Origin of the sequence: Chachezhania sediminis, from assembly GCF_009765275.1 — a bacterium.
Classification (GTDB): domain Bacteria; phylum Pseudomonadota; class Alphaproteobacteria; order Rhodobacterales; family Rhodobacteraceae; genus Chachezhania; species Chachezhania sediminis.
Genome location: NZ_VOPH01000001.1, coordinates 664352 through 684623, shown reverse-complemented (window position 1 = coordinate 684623; position 20272 = coordinate 664352). Strand labels below are relative to the sequence as shown.

General features: G+C 66.5%; 15 protein-coding genes. 7 read left to right on the top strand and 8 right to left on the bottom strand.

The features are described 5' to 3' along the window. Positions 1–69: 69 nt before the first annotated feature. On the bottom strand, positions 70–990 hold the full coding sequence (locus FQK05_RS03170) for an alpha/beta fold hydrolase (RefSeq protein WP_158964416.1): 921 nt from the start codon (positions 988–990) through the stop codon (positions 70–72). Between FQK05_RS03170 and FQK05_RS26470 the strand changes: the two genes are divergently transcribed. Then, complete coding sequence (locus tag FQK05_RS26470; RefSeq protein WP_407644487.1) at positions 916–1113, top strand: helix-turn-helix domain-containing protein; 198 nt, start codon at positions 916–918, stop codon at positions 1111–1113. The two genes, FQK05_RS03170 and FQK05_RS26470, sit on opposite strands and share 75 nt — an antisense overlap. Before the next feature lie 224 nt (positions 1114–1337). Here the strand turns inward: FQK05_RS26470 and FQK05_RS03165 are convergent, their stop codons facing one another. The 3 genes from FQK05_RS03165 to FQK05_RS03155 all read right to left on the bottom strand — a co-directional run bounded on the left by FQK05_RS03165 (position 1338) and on the right by FQK05_RS03155 (position 6459). Further along, a complete protein-coding gene (locus FQK05_RS03165; RefSeq protein ID WP_233270339.1) occupies positions 1338–1754 on the bottom strand; it encodes a c-type cytochrome in 417 nt (138 codons plus the stop codon). 238 nt (positions 1755–1992) lie between these two features. Beyond that, positions 1993–5148, bottom strand: a complete 3156-nt coding sequence (locus tag FQK05_RS03160) for an efflux RND transporter permease subunit (RefSeq protein ID WP_158964415.1) — start codon at positions 5146–5148, stop codon at positions 1993–1995. 6 nt (positions 5149–5154) lie between these two features. Beyond that, a complete protein-coding gene (locus FQK05_RS03155; protein WP_158964414.1) occupies positions 5155–6459 on the bottom strand; it encodes an efflux RND transporter periplasmic adaptor subunit in 1305 nt (434 codons plus the stop codon). 244 nt (positions 6460–6703) lie between these two features. Between FQK05_RS03155 and FQK05_RS03150 the strand changes: the two genes are divergently transcribed. The 5 genes from FQK05_RS03150 (at position 6704) to mdoH (ending at position 14804) form a co-directional block, all read left to right on the top strand. Beyond that, entirely contained in the window at positions 6704–8335 is a 1632-nt protein-coding gene (locus FQK05_RS03150) for a thiamine pyrophosphate-binding protein (protein ID WP_158964413.1), read from the top strand. A 413-nt stretch (positions 8336–8748) separates the two neighbouring features. Beyond that, the gene (locus FQK05_RS03145; RefSeq protein WP_158964412.1) at positions 8749–10119 is read left to right on the top strand and encodes a tetratricopeptide repeat protein; all 1371 of its coding nucleotides are present in this window, start codon (positions 8749–8751) and stop codon (positions 10117–10119) included. A gap of 46 nt (positions 10120–10165) precedes the next feature. After that, positions 10166–11410: an OpgC family protein gene (locus FQK05_RS03140; protein WP_158964411.1), complete on the top strand. Its 1245-nt coding sequence runs from the start codon at positions 10166–10168 to the stop codon at positions 11408–11410. After that, positions 11371–12933: a glucan biosynthesis protein gene (locus FQK05_RS03135; protein WP_158964410.1), complete on the top strand. Its 1563-nt coding sequence runs from the start codon at positions 11371–11373 to the stop codon at positions 12931–12933. Before FQK05_RS03140 ends, FQK05_RS03135 begins: the two co-directional genes overlap by 40 nt. Continuing rightward, on the top strand, positions 12921–14804 hold the full coding sequence (mdoH, locus tag FQK05_RS03130) for a glucans biosynthesis glucosyltransferase MdoH (protein WP_158964409.1): 1884 nt from the start codon (positions 12921–12923) through the stop codon (positions 14802–14804). Before FQK05_RS03135 ends, mdoH begins: the two co-directional genes overlap by 13 nt. A gap of 124 nt (positions 14805–14928) precedes the next feature. Here mdoH and FQK05_RS03125 read toward each other — a convergent pair whose 3' ends face one another. The 4 genes from FQK05_RS03125 to FQK05_RS03110 form a co-directional block, all read right to left on the bottom strand. Next, the gene (locus tag FQK05_RS03125) at positions 14929–15768 is read right to left on the bottom strand and encodes an alpha/beta hydrolase family esterase (protein WP_158964408.1); all 840 of its coding nucleotides are present in this window, start codon (positions 15766–15768) and stop codon (positions 14929–14931) included. Beyond that, positions 15765–16280, bottom strand: a complete 516-nt coding sequence (locus tag FQK05_RS03120) for a rhodanese-like domain-containing protein (protein WP_158964407.1) — start codon at positions 16278–16280, stop codon at positions 15765–15767. The genes FQK05_RS03125 and FQK05_RS03120 overlap by 4 nt, the downstream gene beginning before the upstream one ends. Before the next feature lie 513 nt (positions 16281–16793). Further along, positions 16794–17645 (bottom strand): TIGR02186 family protein, encoded by an 852-nt coding sequence (locus tag FQK05_RS03115; protein ID WP_158964406.1) that lies wholly within the window; start codon positions 17643–17645, stop codon positions 16794–16796. 3 nt (positions 17646–17648) lie between these two features. Continuing rightward, a complete protein-coding gene (locus FQK05_RS03110; protein ID WP_158964405.1) occupies positions 17649–18566 on the bottom strand; it encodes a sulfite exporter TauE/SafE family protein in 918 nt (305 codons plus the stop codon). Between the two features lie 319 nt (positions 18567–18885). Between FQK05_RS03110 and gor the strand changes: the two genes are divergently transcribed. Beyond that, complete coding sequence (gor, locus tag FQK05_RS03105; protein WP_158964404.1) at positions 18886–20244, top strand: glutathione-disulfide reductase; 1359 nt, start codon at positions 18886–18888, stop codon at positions 20242–20244. Positions 20245–20272 lie beyond the last annotated feature (28 nt).

Below are 20272 nucleotides of genomic sequence, written 5' to 3'. Positions count from 1 at the left end.
GCGCCAGGGCGTGCCCGATACCGCTGCCGGCACCAGTCATGGCCGCGACGCGGCCGGTGAAGATGGCCGTCACTCCGCCGGCTCTGCAGTGGCGGTATGGGTCAGGATCAGGTTGGCCAGTGTCGGCGACAGCGACCGCGTGATCTCGTGCCCCATGCCGGCAATGGTGACGTGGCGGGCACCCGGAATGGCGTGGGCGGTGGCCTGTCCGCCCGAAGGGTGGACCAGCGGATCGCGGTCGCCGTGGATCACCAGCGTGGGCGTGGTGATTTCCGTTGTCCGGTCGCCCGAGGCCAAGATCGCCCCGATCTGACGTGCGACGCCCTTGTACTGTTCGGGCCCGGTCCTGTCGAAGGACAGGGCGAATGTCTCGCGCGCCTCGTCCGGGTCTGCCGGAAATCCCGGGCCGCCGATGATGCCCGACACGCGGAACCGCTGGGCGATGAAGGCCTGTTTCTCGGTCCGGGGTTTGCGGGCCAGTTCCAGCATCACCCGAAGGTCCGGCTGGCCAACCTGCGCCGATCCGGTGGTCGAGAAGATCAAGGTCAGGGACAGCACCCGTGTCGGATACCGCGCGGCGATCACTTGGCCGATCATGCCACCCATGGACATGCCGACCACATGTGCCCGGTCGATCCCCAGATGGGTCAGAAGGCCCCCGGCATCGCCGGCCATGTCCGACAGATCGTATTGTGCGCCCGGGGCCTGCTTCTTCAGTTTCTGCCACAGCGTGGGCCCGGGGCCCGTGGCAAAGGTGGACCGCCCGGAATCGCGGTTGTCGAAGGCGATCACGCGATGCCCGCCCGCGGCCAGCGCATCGATCAGGGCCTTGGGCCAGCGGATCAGCTGGAAGCCCAGGCCGATGATCATCAGGATCGGCGCTCCGTCACCCCGGTCGGTACGGCGCCGTCGCGTCTGCGCGAGACATTTCAGGTCTTCCAGCAGGAAGGCGAGAACGCGAGCCGCGCGTCCGAAGCGCGGCGGGTTCATCGCAACACGATGAAACGTCAACTGGCGCAGGCGCAGGATCTGCTGCGACGCGGGTCGAGCCGGAACCGGACCGAGGTCGCCGCCGCATTGGGAGTCCTGCGCTGGCTGCCGGGGCCGGAGTAAGGAAGCGACGCCCGCACACATGCCGGAGCAGGCCTTGCGGACCGACCGCCGCTACGACGAGAGGACGGCAGTGGGCCTGTGGGAAGGACGCGAAGTGGCCGCCCCGGCGAGGGGCGGGCTGACCGCTGCCCGGCGTGCAGCCGGGTGGAACGGTGTCTTGAAGCCCGGGCTTGCAGCCGGGAAAGCAAAGGCGAAGACGGGAAGCCGTTGACCCGTGGCAGCGCCTATTCCTGGATGCTTTCCAGGAAGGCCAGAAGCCCCGCCAGTTCGCGGGGAGTGGGGGTCAGGACGCCGTCGATCTCGACCGGGACAAGGTCGTCGGCCATGGCGCCGCCGAATTCGGGCATGACCCGCGACAGGTGGCTGTTCTTGGGATCGCCATAGATATAGCTCAGCGCCTGGGCTGCGGGGAAGGTGCCGCCATTGTCCCGCGACAGCTGGGTCAGGTCGGTCGGGTGTTTCGGCAGGTCGTTCGCCAGGGGCCCGTTGCCGCGGCCCCCGGGCCCGTGGCAGGCGACACAGTGATCCGCAAAGAATTCCGCCCCGTCCTGACGGGTCGGCATCATCGTGTCGTCGGTACAGGCCGACAGTGTCAGGACCGCCGCGGTGGCGACCGAGCTTCCAAAGGTGACTACGCGCATTTTGCCCCCAGTTCCGCCGGTTCGTTGCGTCGACAGGTGTCGCCGGTCCGGCATGTCCATGACACTTATCACGAATCCGGGAAGGAGAAACGGCCCCCGGATCCATTGCGGCAGGATCCCGGCGGGGCCGTGGCGCATTCATCCCACTTTGCCCGGCGATCCGGACAGAGCCCGCAGGGGCAGGGGACCGCCCCCAAAACGAAAACGGGGGAGCTGGTCGCTCCCCCGTCTGGAAAGGTCAGGCCTGGTGCGGCGTGTCCGTGGGCGGCTCCGGCTCTGGCGGCTTGATGCCCATCCAGCCCTTCACCGTTTCCCGCGCGGTCTGCAGCACGTCGTAAAGCGCCGGGATCATCAGGACGCCCAGCGAGGCCGCCGCGAACATGCCGCCGAAGACCGCCACGCCCAGGGCCCTCTGGCTGGCCGCGCCCGCGCCCGAGGCGACCATCAGCGGCACAACGCCCAGAAGGAAGGCCAGTGCGGTCATCATCACGGCGCGGAACCGCTGGAAGGCCGCGGTTTCCGCCGCCTCGCGGATGGACTTGCCGTGCAATCGTTCCTGTACCGCGAATTCCACGATCAGGATCCCGTTCTTCGACGCCATCCCGATCAGCATGATCATCCCGATCTGCGTATAGAGGTTGATGTCGCTGCCCGAGATCTTGACCGCCGCCACGGCCCCGAAAAGCGCCACCGTCACCGACAGAAGGATCGCCACAGGCATGGTCCAGCTTTCGTATTGCCCCACCAGGAACAGGTAGCCGAACAGCACCGCCAGCCCGATCACCGCCAGCATCGTGCCGCCCGTGCCCTGCTGCTGCTGGGCAGATCCGGTCCACTGGAAGGCATAGCCGTCGGGCAGCGAGCTGTGGGCGACGTCGGTCATCACGCGGATCGCGTCGCCGGTCGAATGGCCGGCCGCCGGCACCCCGGTGACCGAGGCCGACCGGAACATGTTGTAGCGGGTCAGCGTCGACGGCCCCAGCGTGTCCGAGATGTCGATCAGCGTCGACAGGCGCACCATCTGCCCGGTCGTCGACCGGACATAAAGCTTGCCGATGTCGTCGACCTTGTCGCGATAGGACCCGTCGGCCTGGATCATCACGTCGTAGACCTTGCCGAACTTGTTGAAGTCGTTGACGTAGTACGATCCCAGATAGGCCTGCAGCACGATGAAGACGTCCGAGACGTCGACCTTCAACTGCTTGGCCTTCTCGCGATCCAGGTTCACATAGATCTGCGGCACCGAGGCGGAGTAGGTCGAATAGGCCTGTCCGATCTCGGGGTTCTGGTTGATCGCGTAGACCAGCGAGTTGACGGCCGCAGCCAGGTCCTGGGGCGAACCGCCTGCCGTTTGCTGCACCATCATCTCGACGCCCGCGCTGGTCCCCAGGCCGGGAATCGGCGGCGGGTTGAAGCCAATGATGCGGGCGCTGGCGGTCTGGGCGCCGATGGCATTGACCTGGGCCAGGATGCCGTTGGCGCTTTCCTGCGGGGTCTTGCGCTCCTCCCAGGGGTTCAGGTTCACGATCATCAGGCCGTTGTTCGGGCCCTGGCCGTTCAGCAGGCTGTAGCCCGCCACCTGAACCACGCCGGACACGCCCTGGATCTTGCCGATCTCGGTCGCAACGGTGTCGGTCACCACTTCGGTGCGCTGGATCGAGGACGCGTCGGGCAGCTGCACGTCGACGAAGAGATAGCCGTTGTCTTCCAGCGGCAGGAACCCGGTCGACGTGTGCTTCATCAGCTCGCCCGTCGCGAAGAACAGGGCGATGACCCCGATCAGTGCGAAGACCGCCACCCGCAAGACCCGCCGAACGACGGCGATATAGCCTGCGCGCAACCCGCCGATGCCGTTCTCGAACACCTTGATCAGGCCCTTGGGCTCGCCCGTCGGGCGCAGCACCATGGCCGCAATGGCCGGCGACAGCGTCAGCGCATTGATCGAGGAGATGACGACCGAGACGGAAATCGTGACGGCGAACTGGGTAAAAAGCCGCCCGGCAATGCCCGGCGTCATCAGCACGGGCACGAAGACCGCCAGCAGCACCAGCGTGGTCGCGATGACCGGCCCGGTGATCTGCGCCAGCGCCTTGCGGGTTGCCGCGGGGCCGTCCAGACCTTCGTCGTGGATGATCCGTTCGACGTTTTCCACCACGATGATCGCGTCGTCGACCACGATGCCGATGGCCAGCACCAGCGCGAAAAGCGACACGGTGTTCAGCGACATGCCGAACAGTTCCAGGAAGGCCAGCGTGCCGATCAGCGAAACGGGAATCGCCACCATCGGAATGATCGTGGCGCGGAAGTTGCCCAGGAAGACGAAGACGACCGTAACCACCAGGATGAAGGTCAGGATCAGCGTGCTGACCACGTCCTTCATCGAGGTCACGACGAAATCCGTCGTGTTCATCGGGATCTGGTATTCCATGTCCGCGGGGAAGGCTTTCGACAGCCGCTCCATCTCGGCGATGGAATCGGTGGCAACCTGCAGCGCGTTGGCGCCCGGGGCCTGGTAGATGGCCAGAACCACTGCCTCGTCGCCCGAATACTTGCCGACGGTGTTGTAGTAGCTGGCGCCAAGATCGACCGTCGCGATGTCGCGGATCAGCACCTCGGACCCCGAAGACCCGGTGCGCACGATGATGTTCTCGAACTCCTCGGCCGTGCTCAGCCGGCCCTGGGCCTTGATCGTGTACTGGAAGACCTGCCCGTCGGGGACGGGGGGCGAGCCGATCTGCCCGGCGGAGACTTCAAGGTTCTGATCCTGGATCGCGGCGATCACGTCCTGCGGAGTCAGGCCCAGGCCCGCCATGACGTCGGGCTTAAGCCACATCCGCATCGCGTATTCCTGGCTGTTCAGGATCGTGGCATTGCCCACGCCCGGTACGCGCGCCAGTGCGTCGACGATGTTGATGTCGGCATAGTTCGACAGGAAGATCGCGTCATAGGACTTTTTCGGCGATGTCAGCGTCATCACCATCAGCATGTTGGTTGACGCCTTCTGGGTCACCACACCGTTGTTGATCACGTCCGTCGGCAGCGATGCGGTGGCCTGCGCCACCCGGTTCTGCACGTTCACCGCCGCGATGTCGGGGTCGGTCCCGATGGCGAAGGTCACGTTCAGCGAATAGCCGCCCGAGTCGTCCGAGGTCGACGACATGTAGATCATGTTGTCGACGCCGTTGACCTGGCTTTCGATGGGGGCCGCGACCGAGGTTTCCACCGTTTCTGCGCTGGCGCCGGTATAGGTCGCGCTGACCGTGACCACCGGCGGGGTAATGTTGGGGAACTGGGCGACGGGCAGGGCGAAATAGCCCAGGATGCCCATCACCGTCAGCACCAGCGAGATCACGATCGCCAGCTTCGGGCGACGGATGAAGACTGCAGAGATCATCTGGACTTACCCGCCCTGGCTGGGGGTGTCGGTCGCACCGGTAGAGCTGCCGCCGGTTCCGGTCGAAGCCGGGGCACCGGACGTCCCGGACGAACCGGACGAGCTGCTGGAGCTTGAAGAGCCCGAACTGCCGGCGTCGCCGGACGTGCCGCCGCTGTCGGCAGAGGCGGGGGTGATCGTCGCCTGGACGGGGTCGACCGGAATGCCCGGGCGGACCTTCTGCAGGCCGTCGACGATGATGTTCTCGCCCTCGCGCAGCCCGTCCTTGACGATGATGTCGACGCCCTGGACCTGGCCGGTGGTGATGTAGCGCTGTTCCACCGTGTTCTTGTCGTCGACCACCAGAACGAAGGACCCGCGCTGGTCCTGGCCGATGGCGGCCTGCGGGATGACGATCATGCGCTTGGGGTCGCCGTTCTGGATGATCACGTTCAGGAAGCTGCCGTCGAAAATCAGACCTTCGGTATTGTCGAACTGGGCGCGGATCGCCAGCGATCCGGTATCGGGGTCGATGTGGTTGTCGATGAAGACGATCTTGCCTTTTTCATCCAGCATGTTGCCGTCCGCCAGCTGCGCCTTGACGATGGCCTTGCTGCCGCCGTCCGGCACCGTCGGCGTGTCGACATGAAGTTGCTGCATCACCTGCAGCATCGTCTTGTCGCTGATCGAGAAGGTGACATACATCGGCTTTTCCTGGACCAGCGTGATCAGCGACCCGGTCGAGGGATCGACCAGTGCGCCCAGACTGACCGTGGCCCGGCTGAGCCGCCCGTCGAAGGGCGCCTTGACCGTGGTGAAGCCCAGGTTCAGCTCCGCCGTCTTGACCGCTGCCTGCGCGGCCGCGACCTGGCCGGTGGCGACCTTCTGGTTCGCCACCGAGGTGTCATAGGTCGCCTGCGAGATGGTGCTGTCCTTCACCAGCTTGCTGTCGCGGGACAGGATGACATTGGCGTTTTCCAGATTGGCCTGTGTCTGCACCAGGTTGGCCTGCTGGGCTTCCAACTCGGCCTGATAGGTGTCCTGTTCGATCTGGAAGACGATGTCGCCCGTCTTGACCAGGCTGCCGTCGGGGGCGGGCTGTTCGTCCAGGAACCCGGTGACGCGGGACACCAGGTCGACCTTCTTGATGGCCTCGCCGCGGGCGATGAAACTGGTTTCCGGAGAGACGTCCTTGGTGATGGCCGGGGTGACGGTGACCTTCGGCGGAGCGGCCGTCTGGGCCGCGATCTGACCCGCGGCCAAGGCAAAAACCGTTGCGGTCACAAGCGTTGAAAGAAGGGTCCGGGTCGCAGGCATTTTTAGAATGGTCATGACATCTCTGTTCGGGCGATCTGGAAATATGTCTTCCGGTCGTACCCTGTTCGGACACATGTCGCGAGACATTTTTCCCCGCCCGCCGCGTGTGGCAGGTGGGGCGGTGCCATGTTGTCCCGGTCCGGCCGTCGATGCCAAAGGGTCACACTGACGTGAGACGGCTTGCGCGGCGGCGCCGCAGGCGCATCCTGACAGGGCGCGCTCCGCCTGCTGCGCCCCCTCGATCCCGGAGAGACGACCGATGCCCGACCCGGCCCCGCTGGCGCTGCCGCGCGCTGCCGACCTGCTTGCCCGCCGCCTTTACGAGGCCGGGTGCCGCCATGCCTTCGGCATGCCGGGAGGCGAGGTCCTGACCATTGTCGATGCGTTGGAACGGGCCGGCATCCGGTTCGTACTGGTCAAGCACGAGAACGCGGGCGGCTTCATCGCCGAGGGGGTCCATCACCGCGACGGCGCGCCTGCCGTGCTGGTGGCAACGGTGGGGCCGGGGGCCCTGAACGCGGTCAACGTGGTGGCCAATGCGCAGCAGGACCGCGTTCCGATGATCGTGCTGACCGGCTGCGTCGATGCGGACGAGGCGCTGACCTATACCCATCAGGTGCTGGACCACCAGGCCGTGCTCGGGCCGATCACCAAGGCCAGCTTCCGCCTGACCGCTGCTGGGGCCGACACGATCTCCGAAAAGGCCGTGGCGGCGGCGCTGGAGCCGCGCCAGGGCCCTGTCCACATCGATGTTCCCATCGGTGTGGCCGACGCGCCTGCGCCGGACGCGCGCCTGCGCCGCCGGGCGCCGGCCGCGGCGGTGCAGCCCACCGGCGCCGCGCTGGGACAGGCCCGCGACTGGCTGGCCGGGGCGGAACGGCCGCTGGCGATTGTCGGTCTGGACGTGCTGGCCGACGGTTCGGCCTGCGTCGTGCAGGCCTTCGTCGAACATTTCGGGATTCCGGTGATCACGACCTACAAGGCCAAGGGCGTGCTGCCCGAGGATCATCCCCTCAGCCTTGGCGGCGCGGGCCTGTCGCCTCTGGCGGACAGTCACCTGCTGCCGCTGGTGGGGCAGGCGGACCTGATCCTGCTGATCGGCTATGATCCGATCGAGATGCGGGTCGGCTGGCGCGAGGTCTGGGACCCGGCCGTGCAACGCGTGGTCGACATCGCCGCGGTGCCCAACACCCATTACATGCACCAGGCCGGGCTGAACCTGGTCGCGGACACCGGCGCCACGCTGGAGGTCCTGGCCAAGGGCGTGCCTGCACGGGCCACCTGGCCCGATGGGCAGCCCGCAGCCGTGAAGGACGCGTTGGCCCAGGCTTTTGCGCCGGGGGAGGGCTGGGGCCCGGCGGCCGCCATGGCCGAGGCGCGGGCGGTTCTGCCGGCGTCGACGCTGGCCACGGCAGACAGCGGCGCCCACCGCATTCTGCTGTCGCAGATGTGGACCTGTACGGAACCCAAGGGGCTGGTCCAGTCCTCGGGCCTTTGCACAATGGGCTGCGCGGTGCCCCTGGCCATCGGGCTGAAACTGGCGGCGCCGGAGCGGCCGGTGGTCAGCTTCTCCGGCGATGCGGGCTTCCTGATGGTGGCCGGGGAACTGGCAACCGCGGCCGAGCTGCGGCTGGCGCCGATCTTCATGGTCTTCGTCGATGCGAGCCTTGCCCTGATAGAGATGAAGCAGCGCCAGCGGCATATGCCGAACCGCGCGGTGGATTTCGCCCGCGCCGATTTCGCGGCCATGGGCCGGGCCTTCGGCGGGCGCGGCGTGTCCGTGTCGGACCGTGCCGGTCTGCGGGCCGCGCTGAAGGAGGCGCTGATCGCTCCGGTCTTCACAGTGATCGCGGTCGAGATCGACCGGAAAGGCTATGACGGTCTGATCTGACCCGGATGCGCCTTTGCGCGCGCCGCGCACAGCCGGCCCACCCGCCTAAGGCGGATCCGTCCCGGAACCTCGCTGCCGGTCACGCGCCGCACTTGTCCGGCGGAGCGCAGACTGATCCGCCGACCGGTTGCCCGAATCGGGTGAGACGTCGGCCGGACCCTGCAGCAGCGCGGAAATCCGCCCGCGGCCGGCTTCCGGCCGGCGCCAGCCCGCCCATGGCGCAGGGCGCGGGCCTGACGGCACTCGCCAAATGCGCGAAATCGCGCCTTCGGACTGACACATTGGCGGTCCCCCGCACACGTGGCTTCACCAATGCGAGAGGCGCGTCGATCCCCGGACGCCGGCCACTTAACCTCTGTTAGGCAGGATGGGGAAACATCCTTTCAAACAGATATTTCCGGGTGGGGTACGGCATGCAAAATGACATTTTCCGGCAACCTGTCGGCCTTCCCGCGGGCGATGTGCTGGAGGACTGGAACGCCGTCCTTCTAAACGTCATGTCCCATGGCGCGGCTGCCCCCGTTCACCTTGCGCGAGTGCTGGCGGCCGCGCCCGATTTTGCCAAGGCCCACGCCGTAAAGGGCCTCTTCCTGATGCTGCTGGGTCGGCGCGAACTGATCGCCGACGCGCGTTCCGCCCTGGCAGAGGCCCGCGCCGCGATGGAACGGCAGGCGCCCCTTGTGAACGAAGTTCCCTTCGTCGACGCGCTGGCCGACTGGCTGGACGCCCGACCCGAGGCCGCAGCCGAGCGGTTCGAGATCGTGCTGACCGACCATCCCGACGACACGCTGGCGATGAAGATGGGCCATGCCATCCGCTTCGTTCTGGGCGACGCCACGGAAATGCGCGCTTCGGTCGAGAAGGTGCTGCCGGCCTATGCGCCCGACCATCCCGGCCGCGGCTACGTTCTGGGCTGCCACGCCTTCGCGCTGGAAGAGACCGGCGCCTACCTGAAGGCGGAAATCGCGGGGCGCCAGGCGCTGTGGATGGCGGCCGACGATGCCTGGGGCCTGCACGCGGTGGCCCATGTTCACGACATGACCGGGAACGCATCCCGCGGTCTGGACTGGTTGTCGGGGCGCGAGGCCGCTTGGGCACATTGCAACAACTTTCGAACCCATGTCTGGTGGCACAAGGCGCTTATGCACCTGGATCTGGGGCAGGCCGACGCGGCGCTGGCGCTTTACGATCGGGACATCCGCCACGACCGGACGGACGACTACCGCGACATCTCCAACGCGACGTCGCTTCTGATGCGGCTGGAGCTGGAAGGCGTCGATGTGGGTACCCGGTGGGAGGAACTGGCAGAGCTCAGCGCCAACCGGACCGAGGACGGCTGCCTGATCTTCGCCGACCTCCACTACATGCTGGCGCTGACCCGGACCGGGCGGAACGATCCGGCCGCCGCGCTGCTGGCGCGGATCGGCGCGGATGCCGCCCGCGGCGGGTCGGAAATGCGCCGGCGCATGGCCCGGCCGGGCCTGCCGGCGGCCCTGGGCCTGGAGGCCTTCGGCGACGGTCGCTTCGACGTGGCCTTCGCCCATCTGAGCGAGGCGCGGGACACGATGCAGCTGGCCGGGGGCAGCCACGCACAGCGCGACATCTTTGAAAGAATGACCATTGACGCGGGTCTGCGGGCCGGTCGGCTGGAGGCCGCGGAATGGCTTCTGGACGACCGCCGCAGGAAACGCGGCGGACATGATGATGGCTATTCCGCAGCGCGGCGAAAGCTGATAAATTCTGCGCGTGCTGCGGCTGCACAACAAAGCGTCCCCGCCGAGTAAGTCTCCTGCAGGAACGAATTTTCTTTTGGCAGCCGATACCCCCGAGATGACAAGATCTTCATCCGAAAAGGAATTCCGCAGTGCGGCTGGCGCGACGCCGGTGGCCGCCGCGCGCGGGGTGATTCCCGCGACTCAGCGGGACTTCCGACTCGACGTGGCGCGGGGCATCGCGATGTTCATAATCCTGATCGCCCACATCCCCTGGGACCCGTGGGCGAACTGGATCCCGGCGCGCTTTGGCTTTTCCGACGCGACCGAGATTTTCGTGTTCTGTTCCGGCATGGCATCCGCCATCGCCTTCGGGGGCGCGTTCGTGAAACGCGGCTGGTGGATGGGCACCGCGCGCACGGTCTACCGGCTGTGGCAGGTCTACTGGGCGCATATCGCGATGTTCTTCTTCGTCGCCATGTCGATGGCGGCGCTGGACCTCTATGGCAGTTTCGACCGCAGCTACGTGGTCGAGCTGAACCTGCAGCACTTCTTTGCCGCGCCCGAGGAACTGATGCCCGCGCTCTTCACGCTGAGCTATGTTCCGAACTACTTCGACATCCTGCCGATGTATCTGGGCGTGCTGGCGATGATGCCGCTGATCATGCTGGTCGCCGTCCGGATCGCGCCTTGGGCGGCGATGATCCTGTCGGTTGCGCTGTGGCTGGGCGCCCAGTTCGGCATGTTTCCGCTATCGGCCGAGCCATGGTCGGGCCGCGAATGGTTTTTCAACCCTTTCGGATGGCAATTGCTGTTCTTTACAGGGTTTTTCTTCATGCGCGGATGGCTGCTGGCGCCGCCGATCGCCGCTTCGCTGGTCGTTCTGTCGCTTGCCTATCTGGTCCTGGGCGCACCTTTCGGATCCTGGAAAGTGTACGAATGGGTCAATGCGCTGCACGGGGGGCTGGGCGACTGGATCCGCGGCACCTACGAGGTGACGGCGCCCCTGCGGGACAAGACGCATTTCGGCATCTTCAGATACCTGCATTTCCTGGCTATCGGCTATCTGGCCTATGCCGCCGTGGGCGAGGGCGGGCACCGTCTGAACGCCACCGGCGACGGTTTCGGTGCCCGGGTCTGGCGCTGGACGATGTTGCAAATCGTGAAGGTGGGTCAGCAGTCGCTGGCCGTCTTCGTGTTCTCGATGTGTATCGCCCGGCTGATCGGTGTCGTCTTCGACGAACTCGGCCGGTCGGCGGGAGTTGTGGCGCTCGGGAACCTTGTCGGTTTTGCGATGTTGATAGCTACAGCCTACCTGGCCGGATGGTTCAAATCCCAACCTTGGCGGAGCCGCAAGACGTGACCCTGACAAGACGATCCCTTCTTTCCAGTGCCGCCGCGTTTACCTGCGGCGCAGCATTCCCTTCGCTTGTCCGGGCGCAAGCGGGAACGGCCATGCCGTTTTCGCACGACCAGGTCATCGCCGAGGCCGAGGTCCTGGCGCAGAAGCGATATCATGAGCGGGACGAGATCCCGGAGGTCTGGCGGGACCTCAGCTACGATCAGTACCGTGCGCTGCAGATGGATCATGATCGTGCGCTGTGGGCGAACACGTCGTCGTCTTACGAGGTCGATTTCTTCCCGCCGGGGTCCTATTTCTCGCGCTCGGTCCAGGTGTTCGACGTGGCGGATGGCATGGCGCACGAGGTGCCCTTCGTCATCGAGGACTTCACGGCCCACGCCCATGTCGAGCTGCCGGAGCTTCCGTTGGACGACACGCTGGGCTTCACCGGTCTGCGGTTCAAGACATACCTGGACGTACCCGGCAAGCGGACCGAATTCGTCGTGTTCCAGGGGGCCAGCTACTTCCGTGCCATCGGCGTGGGCGAGACCTATGGCCTGTCGGCGCGCGGTCTGGCGCTGAACACCGGCGATCCGGAGGGCGAGGAGTTCCCGGACTTCACCAAGTTCTGGATCGAGAAGCCGGACCCCGAACAGCCCGACATCGTCGTTCATGCGCTGCTGGACAGCCCGTCGGTCACCGGGGCCTATCGCTTCGACATCCGGCCCGGGGCTTCTACCGTGATGGAGGTGGACGCGACGCTGTTCCCGCGCGAAGATCTGGAGCATGTGGGCCTGGCGCCGCTGACCTCGATGTTCCTGTTCGATGAAACGGGGCGCACGCGGTTCGACGACTATCGCCCGGCGGTCCACGACAGCGACGGTCTGCTGGTCGAGAACGGCAATGGCGAAACCCTGTGGCGGCCGCTGGCCAATCCGGTCCGGCTGCAGGTTTCGTCCTTCCTTGACGACAATCCCAAGGGGTTCGGCCTGATGCAGCGCGCGCGGCGGTTTTCGGACTTTGCCGACCTGGAAGCGCGCTATCACAACCGGCCCAGCCTTTGGGTGGAACCCAAGGGCGGTTGGGGCAGGGGCGCGGTGACGCTGGTCGAAATCCCCGCCGACCGCGAGATCTATGACAACATCGTCGCCTACTGGCGGCCGGAGGCCGGACTGGCCGAAGGCACCCGGAACGACTTTTCCTATCGCCTGACATGGGGCCCGCGCGCACCGCGGGAAGGGGCCATGCCGCGGGTGATGAATACCCGGATGGGCAAGGATCTGGAAAGCGACCGCCGCCTTGCGGTGATCGAGTTCGAGGCCCATCCGCTGCTCGACGAGGGACCGGAGGGCATCGACGTCTATCTGTGGTCGCCCAGTGCCGACCTCTCGGATCCGGTCCTGGTACGGAATCCTGAATCCGGCGGGCTGCGGCTCGCCTTCACCTTCGACCCGGGCGAGGAGGATCACGTTGAACTGCGTGGTCAGCTGCGCCGCGGGGGAGAGAACATTTCGGAAGTGTGGTTATACCGATGGACGGCGTGAACAGAGATCTTTTCCTGATGCCGGCGGAAAGCCCGCTGGCGATGCCGGCACAAAGTTTCCGTGCCGATTTCCGTGACGGCGCGGCGCCCGAAATGGCGCCCGGCAAACAGGTGGTGCCGTGGCGCCTTCTGGCCTTCGGGCCGGCGCTTGCCATGACCGGTGCGCTGATCTGGATCATGGTCGGCTGGTTCGGCGGCGACGGGCTTTCGTGGCTGGAAGGCGTGCTTGTCGCGCTGATCGCCTTCAACTTCTTCTGGATCACGCTGTCAGTGTCGACCGTGCTGACGGGCCTGGCCCGTCTGGCCGGTGCTGCCCCGGCCGAGGCGCCCAGGGGCCCGGTCAAGCCGCTGAAGGTGGCGCTGCTGATGCCGGTCTACAACGAGGTGCCCTGGTACGTGCTGGGCAGCGCCCGGTCGATGCTGGAGGAACTGCTGAAGCGGGGCGGGGGGCATGAATACGCGCTCTTCATTCTGTCGGACACCCGCGACGGCGCCATCGCCGCGAAGGAACAGGCGGCGGTTCAGGCCGTGCGCGCGACGCTGCCCGAGGGCGCGAAGCTTTATTACCGGCGCCGGGTGGAAAACACCGACCGCAAGGTCGGCAACATTTCCGACTGGGTGCGCGGCTGGGGTGCCGACTGGGACGCGATGCTGACGCTGGACGCAGACAGCCTGATGACCGGCCGGGCCATCGTGAGGCTGACCAATGCGCTGTCGGCCGATCCGTCGGCGGGCCTGATCCAGTCCTTCCCGCAGCTGATCGGCGCGCAAAGCGTCTTTGGCCGGATGCAGCAATTCGCCAGCGGCGTCTATGGCGCGGCTCTGGCCGAAGGCATTGCCGGCTGGTGTGGCGGCGAAGGCAACTACTGGGGCCACAACGCCATCATCCGCACGCGGGCCTTTGCCGCCTCGGCCGGGCTGCCGCATATCCGCGGCCGTTACGGGCGCGACAAGCTGATCATGAGCCACGATTTCGTAGAGGCGGGCCTTCTGCGCCGCGCCGGCTGGTCGGTGCGCTTCCTGCCCCGCATCAAGGGGTCCTACGAGGAAACGCCGCAGACGCTTCTGGACCATGTCCAGCGCGACCGGCGCTGGTGCCAGGGCAACCTGCAGCACCTGAACCTGCTGCGGTCCAAGGGCTTTCGCACCATGTCCCGGTTCCACATGTTCCACGGGGCCATCGGATACCTGATGTCGCCGATCTGGTTCGCGCTTCTGGTGATGTGGGCCCTAATCGGGACCAGCGCCGAAACCAGCGTGCTGAGCTATTTCAGTGAGACGAACCCGCTGCGCCCGGTCTGGCCGGAAATGACCGAAGGCCGGAACGTGCTGATCATCGTGCTGATGTATTCGATGCTGCTGGCGCCCAAGCTTCTGGGCATCCTGTCGGTGCCGCTGGCCGGCGGTGGCTTCGGGGCCTTTGGCGGCGGTCTGCGCTTTGCCGTGTCGCTGGTGACAGAGATCGTCCTGTCGATCCTCTATGCGCCGATCCTGATGGTGCAGCAGATGATCGCGGTGTTCCGGATCGTCCTGGACCTGCAGCACGGCTGGGCGCCGCAGGTGCGCGACGGCGGGCAGTATTCGCTGAAGACGCTGGTGATTGCCCATGCGCTGGAGACGGTCAGCGGGCTGGCGCTGACGGCTGGGATCGTGTCGGGGATCGTGTCGATCTGGCTGGCGCCGATTGCCTTCAGCCTGGTGATGGCGATTCCGCTGTCGGCCATCAGCGGCCGGACCATGTGGGGCCGTGTCCGCCACTGGCTGGGGACCAAGGAAGATTATCGCGAGCCGGCGGTCACCCGGTCCGCCCGCCGCTACCGCGACGAGTTGAAGGCGATGCTGGAACGGCCGCTGATCCATCCCGCCGAATGACCCGGGCATGCCGGCCCGGATCGCCCCGGCCCGGCCCGACCGCCTGCGCCACGACCCACAGCCCCGGGCGCGATCCCCCGATCGCGGCCGGGGTTCGCGTTTGCGGGGGCCAGAGCATGCCGCCTCAGTTGCGGGGCACGACCTTTTCGAACCAGTCCAGCGCCATGTCCGCCCAGCCCGGCGGGATCATGTGCCCGCCCGGAAACAAAGCCAGTTCCAACGCGGACCCGTCGGCACAGGCCGTCCAGCTGCGGCGCCAGAACGGGCCCGTCGTGTCGAAGGTATCGGCGGTTTCGGTCGGGCAGTCATTGGCGTGGCGCCAGATCTCCATCCCGGCGAAGATGTCGCCCTGCTGCCATTTCCCCCCGCCCAGGTAGCGGCCTTCCAGTGGCACGGTCGTGTCGGACCAGCCATGGGTCTGGTGGAGGCGCACCGGCCCGGCACAGCTGTCCGGGTGCGGGCGCCAGAAGCCGCCCGATAGGGGGGCGTAGGCCGGGAAGGCATCGGGCGTGGCACAGGCGAGGTATGAGACCATGAAGCCCCCGGCCGAGAAGCCCGCCAAAAGCGTATGGTCCGGGTCGATGCCGAAGCGGTCCGATGCGTCGTCCATGACAGCGCCCAGAAAGGCGGCCTCGTCCCGTCCCGGAAAGCTGTCCCGGAAGGCCCAGAGATGGCCGTCCGGCCCGCCGAAGGCGCGCGAGCCCGTTGGGGCGATCACCGCATAACCACGGGCGGTCAGGGCGCCGATCAGGCCGGAATTCGTGATCGCCGTGGCCCCGCTGGCCCCGGCGCCGTGCAGGTACATGACCGCAGGCATCGGGTCTGCGGCGGGACTGTCGGGCAGGACGACATGGTATTCGCCGGTCTCAACCAGGCAGGGGCCGGGCGTGCCGGCACAGTCGGCGGCCGCAAGTGTGGGGAGCAGCGACAGGAGCGCGGCGGCCAGGGGGGCAGACCGGATCATCGGCCGGACCACGCCACCACGGGCAGGTCGCGGTTCACCCAGCCGGGACCGGCGGCGGACCCTTCCATCCCTTCGGGGATGTCGACCAGGTTGGTATAGCCGGCCCGGGTCAGGTGCAGGGTCATCTGCGCCGACCGGACGCCACGGGCGCAGATCAGGCCCAGGGGAACGGTCCGGTCGCCGCCGGTCAGGCGGTCGACCTGGGTCAGGAAGTCGTCGCGGCGCATGTCCAGCGGCTCGGCGCCCGGGGCCAGGCCGGTACGCTGCCATTCGTCGGGGCGGCGGATGTCGATCAGCGTCATCCGGCCCTGAGCCATGGCCTCCAACGCGCGGTCCGGGGTCATACGGGCGGCGTCGTGATCGGGCGGGATCAGTGTCCAGCGGTAATAGCCATAGCCGGCCGCGGCCGTCACCAGAAGCGCCGCACCGGCCCGCAGGAAGGCCCTGCGGGTCAGGGTGGCCGCCGATGCCAGTGCCAATGCCGGTTCCGGGGGCGCGGGGCTGTCTGTCATCTGCTCGGTCTCTCCTGGCCTGTGGCGGCATGTTGCGGCGGGGTCCGGACAGTGCCCCCGTCAGTCCACCGGTCGCCGTATGCCCGGGGCGCGACCGGGCACGTGCGCCGGACCCTGTACCGGCGGGCCCCGAGTCGGCAGCGGATGGACAAAGCTTAGCACGGCGCAGGGCAGGGCGGACGGGCGTCGGTGGCCGCGGGCGATCACCTTTGCGCCAGCAGCCGGAAGTCCGGATTTTCAGTGCCCGGACCAATGTGGCAGCACGCAAACCCACGACACTGGCCAGAGGCATCGCGTCATGGGCCGTCCACGTCTGGAGGGGCGGAGAGGATCCGCGCCGCCTTTATCTTGCGACCGGAGGTGCTGGACCGGGGCCTCAGCGTCCGGATCGTGGCCGGGCCACCGCAAGCCTGCGTCAATGTCCGCAGGCATAGCGTCACGGTGCGGTTGGGTCTGCCGCAGCGGGGCAAGGAGAATGTGTTCCAGTCCCGTCTTACGGCCAGAGGTCGGAGATCAGCGCTTGAACGCCCGGAACGCTGCCGAGGCGCCCCAGCCGGCCGCGATCGCGATGGCCAGCGACATCAGGCCATATGCCAGTGGCTGTTGCCGCGAGAGCGTGAAGAGGAACCTTTCCAGCCCCACCTTCCGCACGTCGATGGTGGTGGTGTAGTGGGACACGATCTCTCCGCCGCGGGTCAGGAAGATCCGGATGTGATAATTGCCTTCCGTCAGCGCCGACGGCATGGAGATCGCGGTGCGGAACAGCGTTTCCTCGTCCAGCGCAACCTTGCCCACCAGTTCCTGATAAAGGTCATCCTCCTCGCGGATGCGGATCAGTGCCTCGGTGAAGCTTTCGGAATCCAGCACATTCGACGGGGCCCCCACCGACCGGATCGCCCGGGGGATCGAGATCCGCCAGCGCAGATCTTCGGTATCGCTCAGGACCTGCTTCATAGGGCCGGTGGTCGCGACGGTGTAGAAGCTGGGGGCGGCATCGACCAGCACCGCCTGAGTGTTTACCCAGATCCCGAAGCGACGCTCTTTCTTGCGGACCAGCACCGGCGTGGACGGGCCTGCGATGGTCATGACGACCTCCAGCGGGGGGCTTTCGGGGATCGGCGCCTGCCGCTTGACCGCGCCGAAGACCAGGATTTCCGACCCGTCGAACTGGGTCGTGATCGCCACCCGGTCGCGGCTTAGGCCCACCACGATCTGTTCGCCATCCAGGGCCTGTTCCTGCACGTCCTGCTGCTGGATCGGTTCCAGCGTCTTCGACGCCTCCTGTCCCTGCTCCTGCGCCAGGGCGGGAACGGCCAGGGCCAGGGCCAGGGCCGTCAAGACGGGACAAAGGCGGCGGGCCGGCATGGGTCAGTGGCCCCCGATCCGCGTCAGGGAATACAGCTCGGCCGGCTGGATCAGCAGGTCCAGCGCCAGTTTGAAACAGACGGCGATGACCAGGCCGGCCAGCAGGATTCGCAGCTGTTCGGCCTTCAGCCTCAGGCCCAGCGTGGTGCCGAACTGTGCCCCGATCACGCCGCCCAGGATCAGCAGCACCGCCAGCATGACGTCGACGGTATAGTTCGTGGTCGCGTGCAGCAGCGTGGTGAAGGCGGTCACGAAGATGATCTGGAACAGCGAGGTCCCGACCACGACCTTGGTCGGCATCCCCAGGATATAGATCATCGCCGGCACCATGATGAAGCCGCCGCCCACGCCCATGATCGCGGCCAGGATCCCGACCAGCAACCCCACGAGGATCGGCGGGATGACCGAGATGTAAAGCGCCGAGGTCTTGAACCGCGTTTTGAACGGCATCGTGTGAACCCAGTTGCGCTTGCGCCTTTCGGTCGAGACGGGGGCGCGCTTGGACCGGCGCAGGGCCGAAAGGCTTTCGATGAACATCAGCCCGCCGACCACGCCCAGGAACAGGACATAGGTCAGCCGGACGAACAGATCGACCTGGCCCTGGCTTTTCAGGTAGTTGAAGACGAATACGCCGATGGCGGCGCCGACAATGCCGCCGATCAGCAGCACCACCCCCATCTTGAGGTCCACGGTCTTGCGTTGAAGATGCGCCAGAAGGCCGGAAAAGGACGAGGCGACGATCTGGTTCGCGCCGGTGGCCACGGCGACGGCCGGAGGTACGCCGATGAAGAACAGCAGGGGCGTGATCAGGAAACCGCCCCCCACGCCGAACATGCCGGACAGCACGCCGACGATTCCCCCCAGTCCCAGAACCAGGAACGCGTTGACCGAAACTTCGGCGATGGGCAGGTAGATCTGCATATGTCTTCCTAGCTGCGCCGCGGCATGTCTGGCAACGGGGCATTCGTGCCACCCGGGAAAATTGCGCGTGAGGTCCGGTCTTCCGTGTCACATCCGTGCCTCGCCGCTTTTGCACCGGCCGCTCCGGTGCGGCCAAAGTGTCCGCAGCGCTTGCTTTTCGGCATGAAGCGCCCAGATCAGCCCGGATGACCGTGCGCGCGGTGCCAATGGGCGTCAAAGGCGCTTTGCGGGCGTGACAACCGTGGCCCGAGTCGGCAGAAGGGGTCGGCCGGTTGCAGCGCGGCGGCAGACGACAGGATAGGACAGGAAACACGTGCAGATGGCATTCGACTATGACCTTTTCGTGATCGGCGGCGGTTCCGGCGGCGTGCGTGCGGCACGGGTCGCAGCGGGCGAGACCGGGGCCAAGGTGGCGCTGGCCGAGATGGACCGCTATGGTGGCACCTGCGTCATCCGTGGCTGCGTTCCGAAGAAGCTCATGGTGTTTGCGTCGACCTATGCCGGCGCGATGGAGGATGCACGCGCCTACGGCTGGGAGGTTTCGGCCGGCGGCCTGGACTGGGGCGCGTTCCACGACCGCCTGGAGGGCGAGTTGAACCGGCTGGAAGGCGTCTATCGCAACCTGCTGAAAGGATCGGGCGTCATCAGCTTCGATGCGCGCGCGCGCCTGAAGGACCCGCACACCGTGGAGCTTAGCACGGGCGAAACGGTGACGGCCAAGCATATCCTGATCGCCACCGGCGGCCGGCCGGTCCGGCCCGATATTCCCGGGGCCGAGCTGGGGATCGTGTCCGACGACATCTTCCATGTGAAGGAACTGCCCAGGTCGATCCTGATCCTGGGCGGTGGCTTCATCGCCTGCGAATTCGCCTGTATCATGAAGGGCATGGGCGTCGATGTGACGCTGTATTACCGCGGCGCGCAGATCCTGCGCGGCTTCGATGACGAGGCCCGCGGCCTAGTCGCGACCGAGATGCATCAGAAGGGTATCGAGATCTGCACCGGCACCAATATCCTGTCGATGGAAAAGGCGTCCGACGGGATCCTCGTGAAGGCCACGAACGGGGACGAGAAGGTCTTCGACCAGGTGCTGTTCGCCACCGGGCGCGCACCCAATTCGGACGACATGGGGCTGGAGGACATCGGGGTCCAGATCGGCCGCCGGGGCGAGATCGTGGTAGACGAGTATTCCCAGACCAAGGTGCCGTCGATCTATGCCATCGGCGACGTGACCGACCGTATCAACCTGACCCCGGTCGCGATCCGCGAGGGCATGGCCTTTGTCGAGACCGTCTTCAAGGGCAACCCCACCCCGGTCGACCACAAGCTGGTTCCCAGCGCCGTCTTCACCCAGCCGGAACTGGGCACCGTCGGCCTGACCGAGGAAGAGGCCAGCGAGCAGGAGCCGATCGAAGTCTATGCGACCTCGTTCCGGCCGATGCAGAGCTCTTTCATCGACCGGCCGGACCGGGTGCTGATGAAGCTGATCGTGTCAAAGGAGACGCGCAAGGTCTTGGGTTGCCACATCGTGGCGCCGCAGGCGGGCGAGATGATCCAGCTTGCCGGCATCGCGGTAAAGATGGGCGCGACCAAGGAAGACTTCGACCGGACGGTTGCGGTACACCCGACCATGTCCGAAGAGCTTGTGACCATGCGTGCCCCGGTACGCACGGCCTGAAGGGTATCCACAGGGTGACATAGCCTCC

Bases quoted from the DNA above. Each gene is read 5' to 3' on its own strand.
- FQK05_RS03170 (WP_158964416.1), bottom strand. From the start codon at position 990: ATGAACCCGCCGCGCTTCGGACGCGCGGCTCGCGTTCTCGCCTTCCTG.
- FQK05_RS03165 (WP_233270339.1), bottom strand. From the start codon at position 1,754: ATGCGCGTAGTCACCTTTGGAAGCTCGGTCGCCACCGCGGCGGTCCTG.
- FQK05_RS03160 (WP_158964415.1), bottom strand. From the start codon at position 5,148: ATGATCTCTGCAGTCTTCATCCGTCGCCCGAAGCTGGCGATCGTGATC.
- FQK05_RS03155 (WP_158964414.1), bottom strand. From the start codon at position 6,459: ATGACCATTCTAAAAATGCCTGCGACCCGGACCCTTCTTTCAACGCTT.
- FQK05_RS03150 (WP_158964413.1), top strand. From the start codon at position 6,704: ATGCCCGACCCGGCCCCGCTGGCGCTGCCGCGCGCTGCCGACCTGCTT.
- FQK05_RS03145 (WP_158964412.1), top strand. From the start codon at position 8,749: ATGCAAAATGACATTTTCCGGCAACCTGTCGGCCTTCCCGCGGGCGAT.
- FQK05_RS03140 (WP_158964411.1), top strand. From the start codon at position 10,166: ATGACAAGATCTTCATCCGAAAAGGAATTCCGCAGTGCGGCTGGCGCG.
- FQK05_RS03135 (WP_158964410.1), top strand. From the start codon at position 11,371: ATGGTTCAAATCCCAACCTTGGCGGAGCCGCAAGACGTGACCCTGACA.
- mdoH (WP_158964409.1), top strand. From the start codon at position 12,921: ATGGACGGCGTGAACAGAGATCTTTTCCTGATGCCGGCGGAAAGCCCG.
- FQK05_RS03125 (WP_158964408.1), bottom strand. From the start codon at position 15,768: ATGATCCGGTCTGCCCCCCTGGCCGCCGCGCTCCTGTCGCTGCTCCCC.
- FQK05_RS03120 (WP_158964407.1), bottom strand. From the start codon at position 16,280: ATGACAGACAGCCCCGCGCCCCCGGAACCGGCATTGGCACTGGCATCG.
- FQK05_RS03115 (WP_158964406.1), bottom strand. From the start codon at position 17,645: ATGCCGGCCCGCCGCCTTTGTCCCGTCTTGACGGCCCTGGCCCTGGCC.
- FQK05_RS03110 (WP_158964405.1), bottom strand. From the start codon at position 18,566: ATGCAGATCTACCTGCCCATCGCCGAAGTTTCGGTCAACGCGTTCCTG.
- gor (WP_158964404.1), top strand. From the start codon at position 18,886: ATGGCATTCGACTATGACCTTTTCGTGATCGGCGGCGGTTCCGGCGGC.